This window comes from Sinimarinibacterium arenosum (assembly GCF_005047655.1).
Taxonomy (GTDB): Bacteria; Pseudomonadota; Gammaproteobacteria; order Nevskiales; family Nevskiaceae; genus Solimonas.
This window is the reverse complement of record NZ_SUKF01000010.1, coordinates 64120-82870: the sequence shown is the minus strand read 5'-3', so window position 1 is coordinate 82870 and position 18751 is coordinate 64120. Positions and strand designations below refer to the sequence as shown.

Here is an 18751-nt window from a genome sequence, read left to right as displayed (position 1 = left end):
CGCCCTTGTTGTTTGTGTCGCTGAGGAAACTCGGGTCTTCAGCGCCGCTGCCGTCGCAGCAGTGCTACCAGCAGCATCGGCAGCAGCAGCATGGGGGCAGTAGTGCCGCCGAAACGGCTGGAGTCCCTGCCGCCGGAGTTGCCACCACCATTGTCGCCGCCACCGTCATCACCACCGCCCGTGGCCTGACCCACCTGGATCACGCGTTCGGCCCGGTTGATGCTGGTGTTGCCTGCGCTGTCGGTCACGCTCAGTCGTGCCGGATACGCGCCGTCGTCGCTGTAGCTATGACCGATTGTCAGTGCGCCGGCGCCATCGAAGTTGCCTTCGCTGGTTTGGCCGTCGCCGAAGCTGAGGGCGTAGCTCTGCAGGCTCAGCCCCGGTTCGTTGACGCCGCCGGTGACGGTGAAATTGACGCTCAGCGGTGCGCTTCCGCTCTGCTTGTCCGCGCCCAGCAGCGCGGTCGGTGCATTGCCGACAATACAGGCGGAAGTGCCACGGACAACGTAGTCGCCAACTGCAAGGGTGTCGCGACTTGGCACGACATCAGCACCAGAGCGGGTGCGCACGTCAATCGGAGATATCGCATCGCCGGGTTGCAGATCGCCGAACAGGGTCTTGTCTGCAACCAGATAGATATGGCCGTCGGTGTTGTAGGTGCTGGCTTCGTGCAGATCGCCGACATAGGTGAATGTCAGCAGTCCGGCAGTGCCCGCGACATAGGTGCCATAGCTGTAGGCCGGTGTGCCGGTTGACGTGTCCATCGACAGGTACAGGTTCTCGCCGGCATCTGTGCTGGTCAGCACCAACCAGTAATTGCCGGGCAGGGGAACCGGATCGAGGCTGTCGACCTGGACATCGAATACCAGCTGATCTGGAAGTGACGACAGTTCGGCAACGCTGACCTTGATCAGATCGGTCTGTGGGGTGCAGCCATCCGCGCTGCAGTTGCCGGCCTCGCCTTCGCTCACTGTAATGCCGGGCAGAGCGCAGCTGGTTTCCGGCAGCGGCGCCACACCAATCGGCAGATCCAGCACATTGCCTGCTGCGCTGCCGTTGGAGTTCTTCGCGACCACCCGATAGAAGTAATGTTCAACGGCGGGATCGGCGGTCGTATCCTCGAATGCGGCCTTGCCTGCCGTCGAACCGATCAGGGTGCTGACATCGCCGGCTGTGGTCCCGCGGTAGACGTCATAGCCGGTAATCGCGCTGCCGCCGTCGTCCGGCGCTCTCCAGTTCAGCAACACCGACGCGCCGGTGCGTTCGCCGGACAGGCAGGCGCCACCCGGCGCTGCGGGTTCGACGGGGTCGAAGGCGGCAAACAGACTGCGTCCGCCCTGCTGACGGACGATCACGCCGTCATCGGTGAACGAGTTCTTGCTCGGATCCAGGATGCAGGCGCCGATGCATCCGTCGGAAAACCCGAACAGCACGCGGCCGTGGTCATCCTTGATGATGTCGTTGAAGTCGAGCAGGTTGCGGTTGGAACCGCAGGTGGTGCCGGACAGGCAGATGCCACCCGCGCCCTGCACCGGATCGGTGGGCGACACGTTGACCGTGTGCCAGGACTGGCCGCTGTCGTAGGTGGTTGCCACGTAGGGATACCACACGCCTTCGAAGTCGAGCGACTCCGGATTGCCCTCGTCGCGGGTGCCGATGAAGGCGCAGGCGGCGCGGTCGGCGTCCCCTGCGGTGGCGGTCGGGAATACCGCGTGCTTGATGCCGACACGGGCACCGATGTCATAGTCGTTGACCCAGGTCTCGCCCTTGTCGTGCGAAATCGTGACGTGCGGACTTCCGGTGCCATTGATGTAGCAGAAGTATGCGGTGCCGTCGGCGGCGATGCCGACGCCAGGGTCATCGCCGGGTTCGGATTGCGGAATCTGTCGGACGGTCCAGGTGACGCCGCTGTCGCTCGAAACGGTGACGGCCTGCGTGCCGCCGCAGGAGCCGAATGGGACATACACGGTTCCATCCGGGGCGACCTGCACGTGCCCATGCAGCGCGCCGATGGTGCCGCCTTCGCAGTCCAGCGCGGGTTCGAAAATCGGTACGCCGGGGCCGAAGGTCTGGCCGCCATCGTCGCTGCGTGCGCAGAACGCCACCGCGGTGGACTGCGAGCAGTAGTAGACCGCATAGCCGTCCGGATTCCGCAGGCCGACGAACTCTTCGGAGTAGGGCCCCGTGCCGACGGTCTGGTGATCAACGCCGCCATTGGGCGGACCAATCTGGCCAGGTGTCCAGGTTTCGCCGTCGTCATCGGTGTAGGCAAAGAGACTGTTGGCGCCTGTCAGCTGAGACGAGAACGTACGACCGCTGTCCTGGTTGGTTTCCAGGATCGGATCCAGTGTATTGACCGCCAGCGGGTACGACACATCTTCCCAGGTGGCGTCGCAGCTGTCGGGCAGCGGGTTGCCGGCTGCGTCCAGCTCGCCGGAATTCTCGGCAAAGGTCACGCGATCGGTTTCCAGCGCGGCAATGAACATCGCGCGACCGGTAAGCGGGTTGAAGCCGATGGTGGGTTCGCCCGCGCCGTCGGCCAATCCATTGGGAGACTGGTGGTAGGCAAAGCGTGGGGCGATGCCGCTGGCCTCAGGAGGGAGCGCCGAGGCTCCGCCGTCAGCGGCGCCGGCCTCCAGCGTGATCAAGGTGCTGGTGCTGCTGCCGGTCACCGTGTAGGGGACGATGCGGACCGTCAGTGCCCGCGCGCCGGCCCCGGCGCTGATGGTCATGACTTCCGGGTTGGCGCTGCTGGCCGACTGCGCAATGATCGAGTCGCCGTCGTACAAGAAGATGTCGAAGTCGTCTGCCGGTGCATCCCAGCCCACCGCCACACGAATGACGGCTCCTGGGTTGGTCTGATCGTAGTCGTCGGGCAGCGCGACGTTCAGGGCGAAGTCGTCACACGGCAGGGCCGGATCAATGCAGTCGGGCGCCCCGTTGGCGGTGACCCCCACCGGATTGGAAACGATGAACGGCCCGGAGGTGTAGCTCAGTTCCGACGTCGTCGGTGACAGGGTGCCGCTGGACGGGTCGGCCGCGAAGACGACGGCGGGTAATGCCGACAATGCGATGAAAAGTCCCCAGGGGGATACGGTCTTGATGCTCATGGTCAATTCCTCGATTGCGACGGTCCAATGGCACGTCGCTTTAGTCCGGGAATGGTGCAGCCTTGGCTGCCGTGGAGCAATCGGGAAATTTACCTATAAAATCAAAATGTTAATAAATAGTAAACAAAACCGCCAGAATCCAGCGCGGATCCTGACGGCTGTGAACATCCTGCCGCGAGTGGAGTCGAGGTTTCTCTTAACGCCCGCCCAGTCCGCCCAATGGGCGTGCCGGCAGGTTTACTCCGCCACTGGGCATCTGCAGGCGTTTGGTCGGTTGCGAGATCGCCGCACCGGACTGCGCCGCCACCGGGGCTTGCGGATCGGTGCCGGGAGGCGGGCTCACGTAGTAGACGCGGTAGTAGTACGGATAGAACCCATACGGCGGCCAGAACGGATCAACGATGTAGGTTCGCGGCGTGTCGCTTTCCTTCTTCCATAAATGGATGTATTCCGCAGCGAGTTTCGGATAGGTGTACTCGAATTCACCGACCTTGCGTTTCTCGGTGCCGGTCACCGTACCGATCACGGTGACGATGCGGCCCGGCTTGTAAATCTCCGGGTCCTTGAAATCGCTGGCGCAGGTCAGGAAGCGACCCAGTTCCTCGTCGGTCGACTTCGGCTTGCCGCTACTGTCGAGCGGACGGCTGAGGATCTCAAAGCAGCTGCCGTCTGCCGCATTTTCCATCGACAGGATGGTTCCGCCCCAGCGTACCTTGCTGCCAGCATCGGGTGATGTTGCCTGGCTCGAGATCTGAGCCGGTGTGGTGTCCGGAAAGTCCCCGCGCAGCGCTTCGGGAGTGGCGCAGGCTGACAGGATCAGACCTGTCAGCAGGATGGGTAGTCGTCGTGTCAACATGGTATTCCTCAACCTTCGCCGGCCGATTTCAGTTCAGATCCGATCGTCTCAACCGGCGCATTCTGATCGGAGTGGGGCAGCACAGGCTTCATTCATACTGAATTCAACATGAATGGCTTGTTAATGATCCTACAGTCAGTTACGGGGCGCTGGCCGTAGTGGATGCGGTTCAGGGTGATTCGGACGGCAGCCCGCGGGTGTTGATCTGTTCAATGATCTTCGGGCGCGCGGCATTCCAGATCGTGATGCCGCGATCCATGTCCGCATTGATCAGCAGGATGGCGGCATAGCGGCGGTCGAAATCCATCCACGGTACGCTGCCGAATAGCCCCGGATCGCTCAATTCGGGGCCGATGCTGCCAGGGTGGTTTGCCGCATCGGAGATCCACCAGCCGAAGCTGTAGCCATTCAGGCCGCTGCCTGCGGGCGTCGGCGAGTAGTATTTTGGCAGTCCGGCAATCTGGTTGCTGCGTACGCTGCTGGCCAGGTTCGCGCTGAGCACTTGGTGTCCGTTGGCTCGCCCGTCGTCGAGGAATAGCTGCAGCAGCTTGAGGTAGTCGGTCGGGGCAATGGTGTATGCGCCGCCGCCGATGCGGGGATTTTGCGTGGTCCCGTAGCTGAACAGATTCATGCCCAGCGGTGTGGCAATACGTGTCTGGAACAGTGTGTTCCAGTTTTGTCCGCTGACAACTTCAGCGATCAGGCCGAGCACCTGATAGCCAGCACCGCTATAGCCGAAGCGGGTGCCCGGTGTGAAATTCAGACTGAGGTTCGCGATTTCCTGAACGCAGGCGCTGAGCGTGGTTGCGTTGTCGCTCAGGCAGCTCGAATCAAACGGCAGGCCGGACGTATTGTTCAGCAGCATGCGCGTGGTGATCGTCGCCTTGTCCGCTGGCCAGGTCACGCTACTTCCGATGTAGGTGGATACTGGCGTGTCGAGGTCGATCAGACCGGAATTGACCAGACTCAGAATGGCGCTGGCTGAGGCGGCCTTGGTGGCTGAGGCAAGTGCAACCACAGTGTTGTTGTCGAGGTCTCCCGCGGCGCGCTGGAATACTGTGCGGCCGGCTACATTGACGGCGAAGCGATAGCCACTTTCGGGGCCGCCGTTGCTATTGAGAAAGCTGTCCAGCGTGGATTGCAGCGCGGTCCAGTCATAACTGATCACGGCCAGAGAGACAGAGGCGTTAATGCTGCCGCCTGCACCTGTGGCAGTGATCTTGTAGTCGGTTGATACCGCCGGCGATACGGACACCGAACCGTTGAGCGATTGACCGCCGATGCCATTGTCGATGCTGACGCTAGTTGCGTTCTGCGTGGTCCAGCGCAGGTTGGTCGATTCCCCTGCGAGGATCGCTGTGGCATCGATCGTGAACGATACCGATGGGGGTGTCGGCGTTGGCGTCGGTGTCGGTGTAGATGTCGGAGTGGGCGTCGGCGTTGGGGTTGGCGAGGGTGTCGGAGACGGTGTTGGCGTGGGTGTCGGTGTCGGAACCGCCGTCGGCGTCGGTGTTGGGGTCGGACTGGGTGTCGGGCTCGGCGTGGGTGTTGGCGTAACCACGGTGACAGTGGTTTGCGCGGTGCTGTTGCCCCCGCGGCCCGTAGCGATCAGGTGATAGGTCGTGGTCGAAGAAGGTGCAATGACGACACTGCCGTTCGCTTCACGCGCACCGATACCACCATCGATGCTGACGCTGGTGGCGTCGCTCGTGCTCCAGCTCAGCGTGGCACTGGCGCCGGCGCTGATCGACTGCGGTGTCGCGTTGAACGCAAGCACCTGCGGGGCGGGCGGCTCGGTTCCGCCACCGCCGCCGCCGCAGCCGCCCAGTACCAGAGCGGCACCCAATGTCAGCAGGGTGGCGAGTTCACGCAGAGGGTTCTGTCCGGGCACGGGTCCATCCTTGGAGAAAGGCGAGGCTTCTCCGAGTCTACGCCAGCTTTGACGAGCCATTGGCACTGAATTGCCGCCTCGGTGACAGGGTTGTGCGCCGAGCCGATCAGCGGCAGGGGAGCGCTGACACCCTTTTGTGCGTCAGGCTGAAGCGCTTGGACGTGCAGACACTTCGGCGTACCAGCGCAACAGGTCGGTATGGGTATCCGGCACTGTGCGTTTGACCCATTTGGCGAAATCGACCACGCATAGCGCACTGATGTCAGCCGCCGTGTAGCTGTCACCTGCCAGATAGGACGATTCCGCCAAGCGCTGATTCAGACGATTGAAGTAGCGTGTGATGCTGGCGTGGCCGCGATCCACCAGGGCTTCGATGGCGGGCACCGGCTCGTCGGCGCCCGGCAGTCCCGCCTTGGCGAATGCCGGCGTCGAATTGCGAAACGCGTCGGCGACCGCGAGAAAGCCATCGAAATCCGCATGGCGTACCCAGGAGTCAACCATCGCCTTGCTCTTGGCGTCAGTGCCCATCAGGGGCGGTTCCGGCTGGAGTTCCTCGAAGTAGCGGCAGATTGCGATGCTCTCGTCGATGCAGGTGCCATCGTCAAGCTGCAGAACCGGCACAACGCCGCGCGGATTGAGTGCGCGGAACTCGGGTTTCAGATGCTGACCGGTGCGCAGATCCACCTCGATGCGTTCGATCTCCAGTCCCTTTTCGGCGAGAAAGATGCGTACGCGCCGTGGACTGGGTGCGGCGCCGTAGTCATAGAGTTTCATGCGGGTCTCCTCGAGTCATTCATATCGCTAATCTGGATTCTGCGCCGCGCCGTGTCGATGGGGCCGACCCGGTTGGGTAGGCTGCGCCGATTACAACGTCGCCGCCAGTCGTGACGCCTGATTGATGGCGCGCTTGGCGTCGAGCTCGGACGCGACATCGGCGCCACCGATCAGGTGAGTCGACACGCCGGCACTCAGCAGCGGCTCCTGCAGCGTGCGCAAGGGCTCCTGGCCAGCGCAGATGACGATGGTGTCGACTTCCAGCAGCGTCGCGTTCTCGCGCTTGTCGCCATGGCTGATCAGCAAGCCACGCGCGTCGATGGCTTCGTAGTTGACCCCCCCAATCATCTCCACCTTTTTCATCTTCAGTGATGCGCGATGGATCCAGCCAGTGGTCTTGCCCAGACGCTTGCCGAGGCTCTCGGCCTTGCGCTGCAGCAAGGTGACCTGCCGCGCCGGTGGCGTGATTTCGGGCTTTCCGACGCCGCCGCGGCTGACCGACGGGTCGACCACACCCCATTCGCGAGTCCACGCCTTGAGGTCCAGCGTGGGTGAGTGTCCGGAGTGCACCAGGAATTCGGCGATGTCGAAGCCGATGCCGCCGGCGCCGATCACCGCCACGCGCTGGCCGACGGGCTTGTCATGCAACAGGACGTCGATATAGCTCAGTACCTTGCCACTGGCTTCTTGTTCCGCCTGTCCTGGAATCGACAGCTTGCGCGGTGCCACGCCGGTGGCCAGCAATACTTCGTCATAGCCGCCTGCAATCAGCTCGTCGGCGCTGACACGGTGGCCCAGCTTGAGTGCGACGCCGGTCGTTTCAATCTGGTTGCGGAAGTAGCGAAGTGTTTCGTGGAACTCTTCCTTGCCGGGAATGCGCTTGGCCATGTTGAACTGGCCGCCAATTTCCTGCGCTGCGTCGAACAGGTCGACCGTGTGACCGCGGCTGGCCAGGGTCGTCGCTGCAGCAAGGCCGGCAGGACCGGCGCCGACGACCGCAATTTTCTTGGGATGTGTCGTCGGCAGGTAATTTAGTTCGGTTTCGTGACAGGCGCGCGGATTCACCAGGCAGCTCGCGGTCTTGGCCGAGAACGTGTGATCGAGGCAGGCCTGGTTGCAGGCAATGCAGGTATTAATGCTCTGGGGTCTTCCGGAGGCCGCCTTGTTGACGAAATCCGGATCGGCCAGCAGCGGTCGCGCCATCGAGATCATGTCGGCGGCACCCTCGGCCAGTGCCTGTTCGGCAACCGCAGGGTCGTTGAAGCGGTTCGTGGTGCACAGTGGGATGCTCACTTCCTGCTTGAGCTTGTGAGTGACCCAGGCAAACGCTGCGCGCGGCACGGACGTGGCGATGGTCGGAATTCGCGCCTCGTGCCAACCCACACCGGTGTTGATGATGGTGGCGCCGGCCTTCTCGATCGATTTGGCCAGCGTGACGGTTTCATCCCAGGTCTGACCGTCTGGAATCAGATCCAGCATCGACAGTCGATAGACGATGATGAAGTCCTTGCCGACGGCTTCGCGTGCGCGGGTCACGATCTCGACCGGTAGGCGCATGCGATTCTCGAAGCTGCCGCCCCAGCGGTCCGTGCGCTTATTGACGTGCGTGACCAGGAACTGGTTGATGAAGTAACCCTCGGATCCCATGATCTCGACGCCGTCGTAGCCGGCTTCGCGCGCCAGTGCCGCACAACGGACAAACGACTTGATCTGGCGTTCGATGCCGGCGCTGGACAATGCGCGCGGAGAGAACGGCGTGATCGGTGATTTCACCTTCGATGCAGAGACCGAAAGCGGGGTGTAGCCGTAACGCCCTGCATGCAGGATCTGCAGTGCGATCTTGCCGCCCTCCGCATGGACTGCGTCGGTGATCTGGCGGTGCGAGCGCGCTGCCGAGTGACTGGTCAGCTTGGATGCGAACGGGAATAGCCAGCCTTCGATGTTTGGTGCGAAACCTCCGGTGACCATCAGACCCACGCCGCCGCGAGCGCGTTCGGCAAAGTAGCGCGACAGGCGCGGGAAGTTCTTTTCGCGATCTTCGAGGCCGGTGTGCATCGAGCCCATCAGCACGCGGTTCTTCAGCGTGGTGAAACCCAGGTCAAGCGGCTGCAGTAAATGCGGGTAAGGGCTGGCCACATCGGTCTCCATCAGGGCTGGTGTGTGCGGCCAGGATTCTGGCGCGCAGGGATGATAACGGCGCACGCATGGCGTGTCGGGTAAGAGAAATTTCCGGTGCCGCATGCAGCGTGCTGCGCCACAATCGGCGCACGGATCAATGGGAGAAGCAGCGCATGGAATCGCCACGTGTGATCGTGGACGTTCAGGACGGTATTGCCACCGTGACGATGAACCGTCCGGACAAGCTTAACGGTCTGGACTTCGCAATGTTCGACGCGCTGGTTGCTGCGGCGCGCCAGATTCGTCGTGATCGGTCGGTCCGAGCGGTGATCCTTCAGGGGGCCGGTCGCGGTTTCTGTGCGGGTCTGGATTTCGCGTCGGTAATGACCCAGCGCGGGCGCATGATGCGCAGCTTCTTCAAATGGGGCGTCAAGAAGACCAACCTGTACCAGGAAGCGTGCTGGTGCTGGCGTGAACTGCCGGTGCCCGTGATCGCCGTCGTGCACGGCATCTGCTACGGCGGTGGCATGCAGATCGCACTGGCGGCCGACATGCGCATCGTCGCTCCCGATGCCGACTGCTCCATCATGGAGGCGAAGTGGGGCCTGGTTCCGGATATGTCCGGCTCCGTGACGCTGCGTGAACTGATTCCGATGGATCTGGCGATGCGTCTGACCATGACTGGCGAGCGATTCAGTGGCGTTCAGGCGCAAGCCTGGGGGCTGATGAGTGAAGTCAGCGAGACACCGCTGCAACGCGCCGAAGCGCTGGCGCGAGAAATCGCCACGCGTTCGCCGGATTCTGTGGCCTACACCAAGGCGCTGTTCCAGCGCAGCTGGACCGCAGGGGTGCGTCGCGCCTTCCGCATCGAAAGCGCCTTGCAATTGCGTTTGATGATGGGGCGCAATCATCGCGAGGCGGTGGCGGCTAACCGGCAGAAGCGCGCACCGAAGTTCAGTGCCCGTACAGTCGGCTGATTCAGCCATCAGCTGCCGGCCTTGAGTTCGGCAGACAGCAGATCCTGCGCCTGATGCCAGCGTTCTAGATACTCAGGCAACGCGGGTGATGCGTAGTCGTGGCCCGCGAGTTCCAGTACTTTGCGGGTGGGTACCTTGCCGCGCTTGCTGACGAATAAGTAGCGCACCAGGACAGTGGCGCAGACACGGCCGCGGCTTTCATAGCGGTGCTCGCAAAAGAACCATTTGTCATCCCAGCCCAGCAAGGTCGAATTCAGGGTGTAGCGTTCGAACGGCTGCAGCGAGCGGCTGTAGCGCGCGTTGGAGTCGCCGGCCATCGGGCGCCAGCCACGTCGAAGGGCGCTGCGCCAGACGTTGCTGCGCAGACCCCAGTCGAGACGGCCAAGGTCGGCGATCGTGAAGTAGCGGCCGTTGTTCATGTGGAAGTTGAGGTCCAGATCGCCCGGCCACACCCGCAGACGCAGGCGGCTGTGCTCGAACAGATCCAGCCGACCGCGACGGCGATAGGTCAGCCAGATCCATGCGCTACGCCAGAACGCGATCATTCAATGCATCTCCCCAGAGCAAGTGGAGAGCAGCCTAGGCGTCACGCCGTGTGCAGACATTGGCTGCGCGGACAGCAAGGCCTGACGCCTGTCAAGCTTCGCTTGGAGTGCGGAGATGCGTGACCTGCGGCGCTATGCTGGGCCATCGATCCTGACAGGAGGCGCTCGTGACGACACCGGTTTCCGTTCGCAGCGGCAGTTTCAAGGTCGCCGGCCACAAGCTGGCGTATGAGGTTTACGGTGATTCGGGTGTTCCCTGCGTGCTGATGCACGGTGTGTTGTTCGATTCGCTGCTGAACCGGGATCTGGCCGCGCGCTTCGCCGCCGCCGGCTATCAGGTGGCACTGCTGGATCTGCTCGGCCATGGCCGCAGCGACAAATGCACGGATCCCAAGGAGCATCGGGTTGATTTCTATGCACAGCAGATGCTGGCGCTGATGGATCATCTGGGGTGGGAGCGTGCGCTGGTGGGCGGTGTCTCGCTCGGCTGTATCACGGCGCTGACTGCGGCGACGCAGGCGCCGGATCGCATCCTTGGTCTGTATCTGGAGATGCCGGTGATGGAGTGGTCCGCGCCGTGGGCGGCGGTGATTCTGGGGCCGATCCTGCTGATGACCCGCTACGGCCGCGTGGCGTACACGCCGTTCGCGCGCTGGCTGTCGCGGCGCCCGCGTCCGGCGTTGGCTCCACTGGCGAGTCTGATGAACGCTCTGTCGAACAATCCAAAGACCATCACCGCGATTCTGCATGGCGTACTGGTCGGGCCCATCGCACCGCCCGTGGCGGCGCGCCGTGCCTTGCAGATGCCTGCTCTGATCATCGGTCACGCACGCGACAAGCTGCACCACAATCGCGACGCCGCAGCGCTGGCACAGCAGATGCCGAATGCGCGCTTGCTCAATGCCCGTTCGATTGTCGAACTGCGTCTGCGTCCGGAGCGTCTGTGGCCTCGGATCGAAAGCTTCCTTGATGAAGTGCGCGGTGCCTCAGGACCGACGGCCGCTGCGACGACGACGTCCCGGTCACGGCGCAAGCCGTGAGCCGAGCGCGCACGCACCGGTGAGTGTGCGGAGCGCAGAGGCAGGGTCAAGGGGGAAGCGCGAGGCGCGCGGTGACCGCTGATCGGTCGATTCCTACCGCTGTCGGGAGTGCCCCGACAGACGGCGTTTTCCGCTGCTTCGGCGGACACCATCTCTAGCCTGTTTTGCCGTCAACTTGAGTAACGGACAAACGATACGTCCGTTGCACAGTGGGCAGCGAGGAGATGGGTCATGGCACAGCAGACAGACACTCGGCATTCACGGCATTTGTCGATTGGCGAGCGAATCCGCCAACTGCCGATGCAGTCGGTTTATGCATTGCTGGGTCTGGTCGGCGTGCTGATGTGGATGCTGATGCATTTGCCACTCGGCAGCCGGGTGCGTGAGGCGGCGGTTACAGCAATGGCGGCCAGCGTCGGATTGTTCACGCTGGGCTGGCGCATGTTGGGCGCGCAGCGTGCCGGAACCTCGCGCTCCTGATTGCTGCACGGCCGGTTTCGTATCGGCGGTTGCGAAAGCTCCGGATCTGATAACCACGACCAGCGCAGCATTGATCCTCGTGCACGGCGCGTAGGAGACACACTCAGGTTCTCAGTTTGTCCAGCGCCTGATCCAGCGGCATCGGCCGCGCGAAGTGATATCCCTGTGCGTAGCGGATGCCCTGGGCGCCACAGATCTGCGCCTGCTCCTCCGATTCGATGCCTTCGACCACGGTATACATGCCCAGGTCGGTTGCAAGAAGTGCGAGCGCTCGCACGATCACCGTAGCGCGCGCGTTTTCCGTGATTTCGGTAATGAAGCTGCGGTCAAGCTTGATCGCATCGACCGGCAGCTGGTGCAAGTAGGACAGCGAGCTGTAGCCGGTGCCGAAGTCGTCCACCAACAGTGGGCATCCCAGAGCGCGGCACTGATGCAGCAGCGCCTGCGTTGCGGCCATATCCCCCAGTACCATCGACTCGGTGATTTCCAGGCGCAGTTGCGATGGAACCAGCTGGTAGCGCTGCAGCGCGTCGCGGATGGCCGGAAACAGCAGTGGATCGCTGAATTGTCGCGGCGACAGGTTGATCGAGCAGAACGGTCGCTCCGGCAGCGGCAGCTGATTCATGCGCTGCAAAGCCGCAGCGGCCGTGTCGATGATCCAGTGTCCGATTTCGACGATCAGGTCGGAATCCTCCGCGACATCGACGAATTCCGATGGCGGAATCAGCTGGCCGTCGTTGCTACGCCAGCGGATCAGGCTTTCGAAGCCGGCAATGCGCGTGCTGTTGATCTCGACAATGGGCTGGTAATGCAATTCGAGCGCCTGGTCACGCAGCGCGTCACGCAGATTGTGTTCGGTGCGCAGCCGACGGACCGCCAGATCGCGATCGATGTGCTCGAACTCAGGCGTCGGCGTCTCGGTGCGAGTCGGGCCGCCGTCGAGCTGGCGTAGCGAGTCACGGCTGCGTGCCATTGTGACCCGCAGCAGATGGCGCAGCACCGGTGGGGCACGGCGCATCTGATCGCTGAGCAGTTCATGGGTGATGACCAGCAGTTCGGTGGGTATGTCGGCGCGCGCGCTGGCTGTACGCGTGTGGTCGCCGACCAATGCCATCTCGCCAAAGAGGTCGTCACGACCGAGGCGAGCGATCGAGATTTCGCTACCGTCGCGCTGCTGAAAGATTTCGATGGCGCCAGACTCAATGAGATAGGCCTCCTGGCCGCTGTCCCCGGTCTGAAACAGCACCTCGCCCGCGGTGAGACGACGTCGATTCAACCCGGCGGTCATGCGCATCTCCCGATCCATAAGCTTCGGTCAACAGCGTGGCGTGTCAGTTCAGCCAATGCGCGCCGGAATGCGAACACGCAATTCTTCGCCTGCCAGTACGCAGGCCTTGAGTGTAGCGCGGCCATGGCGAAGCAGGCGAAGTCAATCCAGGTGAGGAGATCCAATCGATGGCCGAGATTGCAATCGAGCTGAGACGGAAATTTCAGGTGGGCGTGCCCGCCGAGCACGCTTTCGACTTGTTGGCGGATGTCCCGCGGTCGGTCGGGCATTTCCCCAAGCTGAAGCAGCTGGTCGAGCTCGGAGACAACGCGTACCGTTGGGAAATGGAGCCGATGGGTACTGCGGGCATTTCGCACCAGGTGGTGTATGCCTGCCGCTATCAACCGGATGCTCAGCAACGCAGCGTGGTCTGGACGCCAGTGCCCAAGGTCGGCAACGGTCGCATTCAGGGGCAGTGGACGCTGACGCCGATTGCGGCGGGTACCGCCATCGCGTTTCACACCCATGGGGCTCTGGACGTGCCGGTTCCGCGCTTGCTGCGTTCCGTGGCTGAACCGTTCGTCACGGCGGAGTTCACCCGTAGCGTGGACACCTATATCAGCCGTTTGTGCGAGACCCTGGGCGGGCGCACCGGCTGAATGCAGCGCTACGACATTCACGCTAAAGAGTATCGAAGTCATGACTGATTCACTGCAAACGCGGTTCCAGGCCGCGGTCGAGAAAGTCCGTACCGCACCGGCAGACGGTGCATTCAAGCCGGATACCGACTACAAGCTGCGGATGTACGCGCTGTTCCGGCAGGCGACCGACGGCGATGTCAGCGGCAAGCGGCCGGGCATGCTGGATGTGATCGGTCGATTCAAGTACGACGCCTGGGCCAAGCTCAAGGGCACCTCGCGGGACGCGGCAATGCAGCGCTACATCGCGGAGGTTGAGTCGGTGGAACAGCGCTACGGCTGAATGCCGGGCAAGCGGGATAGGGCAGCGTCTCAGTGGGCGCACACAGCCCGCTTGACGATATATTTTTCGGCGTAACGGTCACTTCGACGCCGATCCGGGCTTTCAGTCCATCAGTACGGGAATTGCCCGCAGCAGTCGCCGGACCTGCAGGCGCAACTGCTGGATGCTGTAAAAGCTTGCTTCACTTCCGACGCATGCGAACACTGGTGAGTCTGCGGTGGCGCGTGTGACGCACGGTGCAGCGATGGTGTTCGGGCTGGCCGCGGTATGCTGTCCGTTACTGGGGCACGGTTCCGGACCTCAGGATGCAGGGGGTGATCATGCAGATTCATCAACAGCCCGCGGGCTGGTACGCACCGCTGGTGTTGGGCACGCTCGTATGGATCTGCGGGTTTGGCACCACTGCGCGGGCCGCGGAAGGGCTATGGACCCTGGACAATCTGCCAGTTGCGCAGATCAAAGCGAAGTACGGATTTGAGCCGGACGCGGGGTGGACCGAACGCGTGATGCAGTCCACGGTGCGGCTGGCCAGCGGCTGCTCTGGCGCGTTTGTGTCCGCCGATGGCCTGGTGTTGACCAACGCGCACTGCGTACTCGACTGCGCGCGGGAGCTTTCAGGAGGCAAGCGCGATGTCGTCAATAACGGCTTTGTCGCGCACAAGCGGGATCAGGAACTGGCCTGTCCATCGGCAGAGGTCAATCGGCTGGATGCCATCACCGACGTCACTGCGAGCATCAATGCCGCCACTGAGGGACTGGAAGGGCGGGCGTTTGTCGAAGCGCGCAATACGCAAATTGCCGATCTTGAATCGACTTGCGTCGGAGCGGAGTCTGCGACGGTCCATTGCGACGTGGTCGAGTTGTATAACGGCGGACGCTATGCCCTGTACCGCTATTACCGGCTCCGGGACGTGCGTCTGGTGTTTTCGCCCGAATACCGCGCCGGCTTCTTTGGTGGCGACCCCGATCATTTCAATTTCCCGCGCTACACCTTCGACATAGGGCTTCTGCGCGCCTATGAGAACGGAAAACCAGCGTCGGTTGCTCACCACCTCAAGCTGAATCCGGCCGGCGCGCAGCCGGGCGAGCTGACGATGATCACGGGTCACCCCGGAGATGGCGAGCGCCAGCTGACGGTGGCCCAGCTGCTGCGCATGCGCGACGTCGATCTGACCGAGTATCTCGCGTATTACTCCGAGCAGCGCGGGCTGTTGTGGCAGTACAGCCGCGGCAGTGCCGAGGCAGCACGGCAGGCGCAGGCCGATCTGGCCCATGCCGAAAGTCATCTGAAGGAGTTTCGCGGCGAGCTGGATGCCTTGCTCGATCCGGCGCTGCTGGAACAGAAACGCGCGCAGGAAGAGGCGCTCCGCTCAGCCTACAAAGGAACCGCGGACAACGATCCCTGGATTGCGATTGCGAACGCGCAGCGGCGTTACCGTGAGATTGAGGCGCCGTACCGGCTGCTGGAAGGCCGGCGCGGGCTGTATTCCCGCTATTTCACGATCGCGCGTCATCTGGTTCGCGCGGCCGAGGAGCGCGCGAAGCCGAACGCAGAGCGGTTGCCGGAATATCAGGACGCGTCGCTGCCGCGCTTGCAGCAGATCCTGTTCAGCACTACGCCGATCTATCCGGACTACGAGAAAACCAAGCTGGCGTGGTCGCTGGACACCATGCGCACGCAACTCGGCGCTGACGATCCGGTGGTCAAGCTGGTGCTGGCGCGTGAGTCGCCCGAAGTGGTGTCGGAGCATCTGGTCGACGGCACGCAGCTGGGCGAGGTCGCCGTGCGACAGCGCCTCTGGGCCGAAGGCGTTGAAGCCATAGCGAAGTCGAAGGATCCATTCATCCAGCTGGCGCGCGCGGTCGATACGATCTCGCGTGATCTGCGTTCACGCTACGAGTCGGAGGTCGAGGCAGTTGAAGCCCACAACGCGGCAACCATCGAGCAACTGCGTCTCGCGCAGTTCGGGACCTCGGCATATCCGGATGCGACGTCTACATTGCGCCTGTCCTACGGAGAGGTGCGCGGCTGGATCGAGAAGGGGCAGGCGGTGGAGCCTTTCACCACGTTGAAAGAGATTTTCGACCGCGCGACCGGGTTCGACCCGTTTCGTTTGCCGGATGGCTGGCTGGCAGCCAGAACCACGCTCGACCTGGATACGCGATTCAATTTCGTCACGACCAACGATGTCTTCGGAGACAACACCAGTGGTCCGGTGATCAATCGCGAAGCCGAAGTGGTTGGTCTGGCATTCGACGGCAACATCCATTCGCTGAGTGGAAAGTTCTGGTTCGATGAGGCGCGGAGTCGCAGCGTCGCCGTGCACAGTGCGGCCATCGCCGAAGTGCTGACGAAGGTGTATCACGCCGAAAGTCTCGTCCAGGAAATGACGCACGACTGATCCCGGAGGCATTGGGAAGCGCTGGGCGATGGGAGCGCGCGGCCCGCGATTGCCTGCACGCTAACCCGTAGTTGACTCAACCGTTGCGGCGGAACACCGACAGGACGTTGCCGATCGACGATCCGGTATCTCCGATCAGGCCTTTTTCGGTGATCAGCAGATCCTCGGGCGGGAAAAGCGGTGGCCGGCCCACGCGCACCTGGGATGGAAAGCTGAAGCTGCCGATGTCGGTATTGGCGATGACTGAACCCTGTGGATCGATCAAGGCGATCTGGCCGCTCAGATACCAGCTGCTGAGGATGTAGTTGTCGATCAGACTGAAGTCGTCGGGCACGCTGAGGAAGCTCGCGAGCTGGGTCGAGGCACCGGCAGTATTGTCGGCGTTGATCGTGACGGTCCGAATTTCGCCGAGGCCACCCAGGCCGGTATTGCTCACATACAGGGTACGTCCGCTCCGCTGCAGTCCGTTGGGGCCAAGCAGGCCGGCACTGAACCAGTCTGTCTGCTCCTGTACGGTGAACGGATCGGCCGGGTCGAGCGTGAGCCGTACGATTTTCGGATCGGGCAACGCCGTTGTCGCGAGCGGGCCGTTGACCAGATACAGGTCATGGTCCGGCCCGGCGACCAGACCGTTGGGTGCGGCCAGCCCCAGTGCATGGATCGGCTGCAATGCCGGAGCGGCAGTCAGGCGTGCCGCGTACAAGCGGCCGTCGAAACAATTGGCGTAGAGCACGTCGCCGATGATGGCCAGGCCGGTGAAATTGCAGCTGCCCTGATACAGCGCATTCGCGACAAGGCCGCCGTCATCGCGGGTGATCTCGTAAACGTTCAGGCCGCCCGAGACGAACAGGCGACCATCGTCACTGAACAGGATGTTTTCGGCGTCCGGAATGGTCAGCTGTTCGACCACGCTGCCGCAGTCGCTGCTGACACACAGCGTGGCGGGATCAACCGCTGCGGCGCCCGCATGGTCGTGCTGCTCCGGGCCGCACGCCGCGGTCAGCAGCGCAAGCGCTGCCAGCGCGGCGAGTTTCGGCCCCCTGGGATGGATCACAGCATCTCGAATGCGACTGCGACGGCTTCGCCGCCGCCGATGCACAGGCTCGCAATGCCGCGTTTGCCGCCGGTTTTCTTCAGCGCGCCCAGCAGCGTCGCAGCGATGCGTGCGCCGCTGGCGCCGATCGGGTGGCCCAGCGCGCAGGCGCCGCCATGGATGTTGACGGTGTCATGCGCCAGGCCGTGTTCTTTCATCGCCGCCATCGTGACAACGGCGAAGGCTTCGTTGATCTCCCACAGATCCACATCGCCGACGCTCCAGCCGGCTTTGGCGAGGACGTCGCTGATCGCGTAGACCGGCGCGATGGAAAACTCTGCGGGCAGGCGCGCGTGGGTCGCATGCGCGACGATGCGTGCGAGCGGCCGCGCGCCCAGCTTGTCAGCGCGCGACGCCGACATGACCGTCAGTGCAGCGCCACCGTCAGAGATCGAGCTGGCATTCGCCGCAGTAATGGTGCCGTCCTTTTTGAACGCGGGCTTGAGCGTGGGAATCTTGTCCGGCCGGCCCTTGAACGGCTGTTCGTCGCGTTCGATGCGCTCGACGCCATCGCGACCGGCGATCTCCACCGGCGCCATCTCGAACGCGAAACTGCCGTCCTCATTGGCCCGCTTTGCGCGCGCCAGCGATGCGATCGCAAATTCGTCCTGCTGCTCTCGGCTGAAGCCGAACTGCTCGGCGGTGCGTTCGGCGAATACCCCCATCGGGGTGCGCTTCTCGTAGGCGTCCTCCAACCCGTCCAGCGCCAGGTGGTCGAGCAGCTCACTGTGGCCGTACCGATATCCCGAGCGGCCCTTGAGCATCAGATACGGCGCATTGGTCATGCTCTCCATGCCGCCGGCGACGACAATGCCAGCACTGCCGGCCTTGATCAGATCGTGTGCCAGCATCACCGCCTTGAGGCCGGAGCCGCACATTTTGTTGATCGTGGTGGCGCCCGTGGCGTCAGCGAGTCCGGCGCCGCGTACCGCCTGCCGCGCCGGAGCCTGACCCTGTCCAGCCGGAAGGCAGCAGCCCATGATCGCTTCGTCGACGGCATCAGCTGCCAGGCCACTGCGCTCGATCGCAGCCTTGATCGCGAATGCGCCCAGCTGTGCGCCGGAAAGAGGCGACAGCATTCCGAGCATGCCGCCCATCGGCGTGCGGGTGGCGGCGGTAACGACGATCGGATCGTTTGTGGACATGGGCATTCCTGAGGATGAACGGGAATTTCGATTCTAACTGGGTTCGAATTGCCTTGGCCCAGCCATTGGACT

The 18751-nt window shown here is 63.0% G+C and carries 15 protein-coding genes; 6 read left to right on the top strand and 9 right to left on the bottom strand.

Going from position 1 to position 18751, the window contains the following annotated elements:
• Window positions 1-38: 38 nt before the first annotated feature.
• The 5 genes from E4T66_RS19030 to E4T66_RS19010 form a co-directional block, all read right to left on the bottom strand.
• The gene (locus E4T66_RS19030) at window positions 39-3110 is read right to left on the bottom strand and encodes a PKD domain-containing protein (RefSeq protein ID WP_136851268.1); all 3072 of its coding nucleotides are present in this window, start codon (window positions 3108-3110) and stop codon (window positions 39-41) included.
• 196 nt (window positions 3111-3306) lie between these two features.
• Window positions 3307-3966, bottom strand: a complete 660-nt coding sequence (locus E4T66_RS19025) for a Slp family lipoprotein (RefSeq protein ID WP_136851266.1) — start codon at window positions 3964-3966, stop codon at window positions 3307-3309.
• Between the two features lie 169 nt (window positions 3967-4135).
• Window positions 4136-5857, bottom strand: coding sequence for a serine hydrolase domain-containing protein (locus tag E4T66_RS19020; protein ID WP_136851264.1), 1722 nt, complete (start codon window positions 5855-5857; stop codon window positions 4136-4138).
• A gap of 141 nt (window positions 5858-5998) precedes the next feature.
• A complete protein-coding gene (locus E4T66_RS19015) occupies window positions 5999-6631 on the bottom strand; it encodes a glutathione S-transferase family protein (RefSeq protein WP_136851262.1) in 633 nt (210 codons plus the stop codon).
• Between the two features lie 90 nt (window positions 6632-6721).
• The gene (locus E4T66_RS19010) at window positions 6722-8767 is read right to left on the bottom strand and encodes an NADPH-dependent 2,4-dienoyl-CoA reductase (RefSeq protein WP_136851260.1); all 2046 of its coding nucleotides are present in this window, start codon (window positions 8765-8767) and stop codon (window positions 6722-6724) included.
• A 155-nt stretch (window positions 8768-8922) separates the two neighbouring features.
• Between E4T66_RS19010 and E4T66_RS19005 the strand changes: the two genes are divergently transcribed.
• Entirely contained in the window at window positions 8923-9726 is an 804-nt protein-coding gene (locus E4T66_RS19005; protein WP_136851258.1) for a crotonase/enoyl-CoA hydratase family protein, read from the top strand.
• Window positions 9727-9734: 8 nt separating this feature from the next.
• Here E4T66_RS19005 and E4T66_RS19000 read toward each other — a convergent pair whose 3' ends face one another.
• On the bottom strand, window positions 9735-10271 hold the full coding sequence (locus E4T66_RS19000) for a thioesterase family protein (protein WP_136851256.1): 537 nt from the start codon (window positions 10269-10271) through the stop codon (window positions 9735-9737).
• Between the two features lie 167 nt (window positions 10272-10438).
• On the opposite strand from E4T66_RS19000, the gene E4T66_RS18995 reads away from it, so the two are divergent.
• Window positions 10439-11311, top strand: a complete 873-nt coding sequence (locus E4T66_RS18995) for an alpha/beta fold hydrolase (protein WP_136851253.1) — start codon at window positions 10439-10441, stop codon at window positions 11309-11311.
• 231 nt (window positions 11312-11542) lie between these two features.
• Complete coding sequence (locus E4T66_RS18990) at window positions 11543-11791, top strand: hypothetical protein (protein ID WP_136851251.1); 249 nt, start codon at window positions 11543-11545, stop codon at window positions 11789-11791.
• A 103-nt stretch (window positions 11792-11894) separates the two neighbouring features.
• Here the strand turns inward: E4T66_RS18990 and E4T66_RS18985 are convergent, their stop codons facing one another.
• On the bottom strand, window positions 11895-13079 hold the full coding sequence (locus E4T66_RS18985) for an EAL domain-containing protein (RefSeq protein WP_169577722.1): 1185 nt from the start codon (window positions 13077-13079) through the stop codon (window positions 11895-11897).
• Window positions 13080-13246: 167 nt separating this feature from the next.
• Between E4T66_RS18985 and E4T66_RS18980 the strand changes: the two genes are divergently transcribed.
• From E4T66_RS18980 to E4T66_RS18970, 3 genes are all read left to right on the top strand, one after another.
• Entirely contained in the window at window positions 13247-13717 is a 471-nt protein-coding gene (locus E4T66_RS18980) for an SRPBCC family protein (protein ID WP_136851247.1), read from the top strand.
• A gap of 40 nt (window positions 13718-13757) precedes the next feature.
• Window positions 13758-14039: an acyl-CoA-binding protein gene (locus E4T66_RS18975; protein WP_136851244.1), complete on the top strand. Its 282-nt coding sequence runs from the start codon at window positions 13758-13760 to the stop codon at window positions 14037-14039.
• 320 nt (window positions 14040-14359) lie between these two features.
• The gene (locus E4T66_RS18970; protein WP_136851242.1) at window positions 14360-16441 is read left to right on the top strand and encodes a S46 family peptidase; all 2082 of its coding nucleotides are present in this window, start codon (window positions 14360-14362) and stop codon (window positions 16439-16441) included.
• A gap of 76 nt (window positions 16442-16517) precedes the next feature.
• Here the strand turns inward: E4T66_RS18970 and E4T66_RS18965 are convergent, their stop codons facing one another.
• Both E4T66_RS18965 and E4T66_RS18960 read right to left on the bottom strand, forming a co-directional pair.
• Window positions 16518-17495, bottom strand: coding sequence for an SMP-30/gluconolactonase/LRE family protein (locus tag E4T66_RS18965; RefSeq protein ID WP_136851240.1), 978 nt, complete (start codon window positions 17493-17495; stop codon window positions 16518-16520).
• Window positions 17492-18685: an acetyl-CoA C-acyltransferase gene (locus E4T66_RS18960; RefSeq protein ID WP_441347706.1), complete on the bottom strand. Its 1194-nt coding sequence runs from the start codon at window positions 18683-18685 to the stop codon at window positions 17492-17494. Before E4T66_RS18960 ends, E4T66_RS18965 begins: the two co-directional genes overlap by 4 nt.
• Between the last annotated feature and the right edge of the window lie 66 nt (window positions 18686-18751).

Bases quoted from the DNA above. Each gene is read 5' to 3' on its own strand.
- E4T66_RS18980 (WP_136851247.1), top strand. From the start codon at position 13,247: ATGGCCGAGATTGCAATCGAGCTGAGACGGAAATTTCAGGTGGGCGTG.
- E4T66_RS19000 (WP_136851256.1), bottom strand. From the start codon at position 10,271: ATGATCGCGTTCTGGCGTAGCGCATGGATCTGGCTGACCTATCGCCGT.
- E4T66_RS18970 (WP_136851242.1), top strand. From the start codon at position 14,360: ATGCAGATTCATCAACAGCCCGCGGGCTGGTACGCACCGCTGGTGTTG.
- E4T66_RS18975 (WP_136851244.1), top strand. From the start codon at position 13,758: ATGACTGATTCACTGCAAACGCGGTTCCAGGCCGCGGTCGAGAAAGTC.
- E4T66_RS18985 (WP_169577722.1), bottom strand. From the start codon at position 13,079: ATGACCGCCGGGTTGAATCGACGTCGTCTCACCGCGGGCGAGGTGCTG.
- E4T66_RS18990 (WP_136851251.1), top strand. From the start codon at position 11,543: ATGGCACAGCAGACAGACACTCGGCATTCACGGCATTTGTCGATTGGC.
- E4T66_RS19025 (WP_136851266.1), bottom strand. From the start codon at position 3,966: ATGTTGACACGACGACTACCCATCCTGCTGACAGGTCTGATCCTGTCA.
- E4T66_RS19030 (WP_136851268.1), bottom strand. From the start codon at position 3,110: ATGAGCATCAAGACCGTATCCCCCTGGGGACTTTTCATCGCATTGTCG.
- E4T66_RS19015 (WP_136851262.1), bottom strand. From the start codon at position 6,631: ATGAAACTCTATGACTACGGCGCCGCACCCAGTCCACGGCGCGTACGC.
- E4T66_RS19005 (WP_136851258.1), top strand. From the start codon at position 8,923: ATGGAATCGCCACGTGTGATCGTGGACGTTCAGGACGGTATTGCCACC.
- E4T66_RS18960 (WP_441347706.1), bottom strand. From the start codon at position 18,685: ATGCCCATGTCCACAAACGATCCGATCGTCGTTACCGCCGCCACCCGC.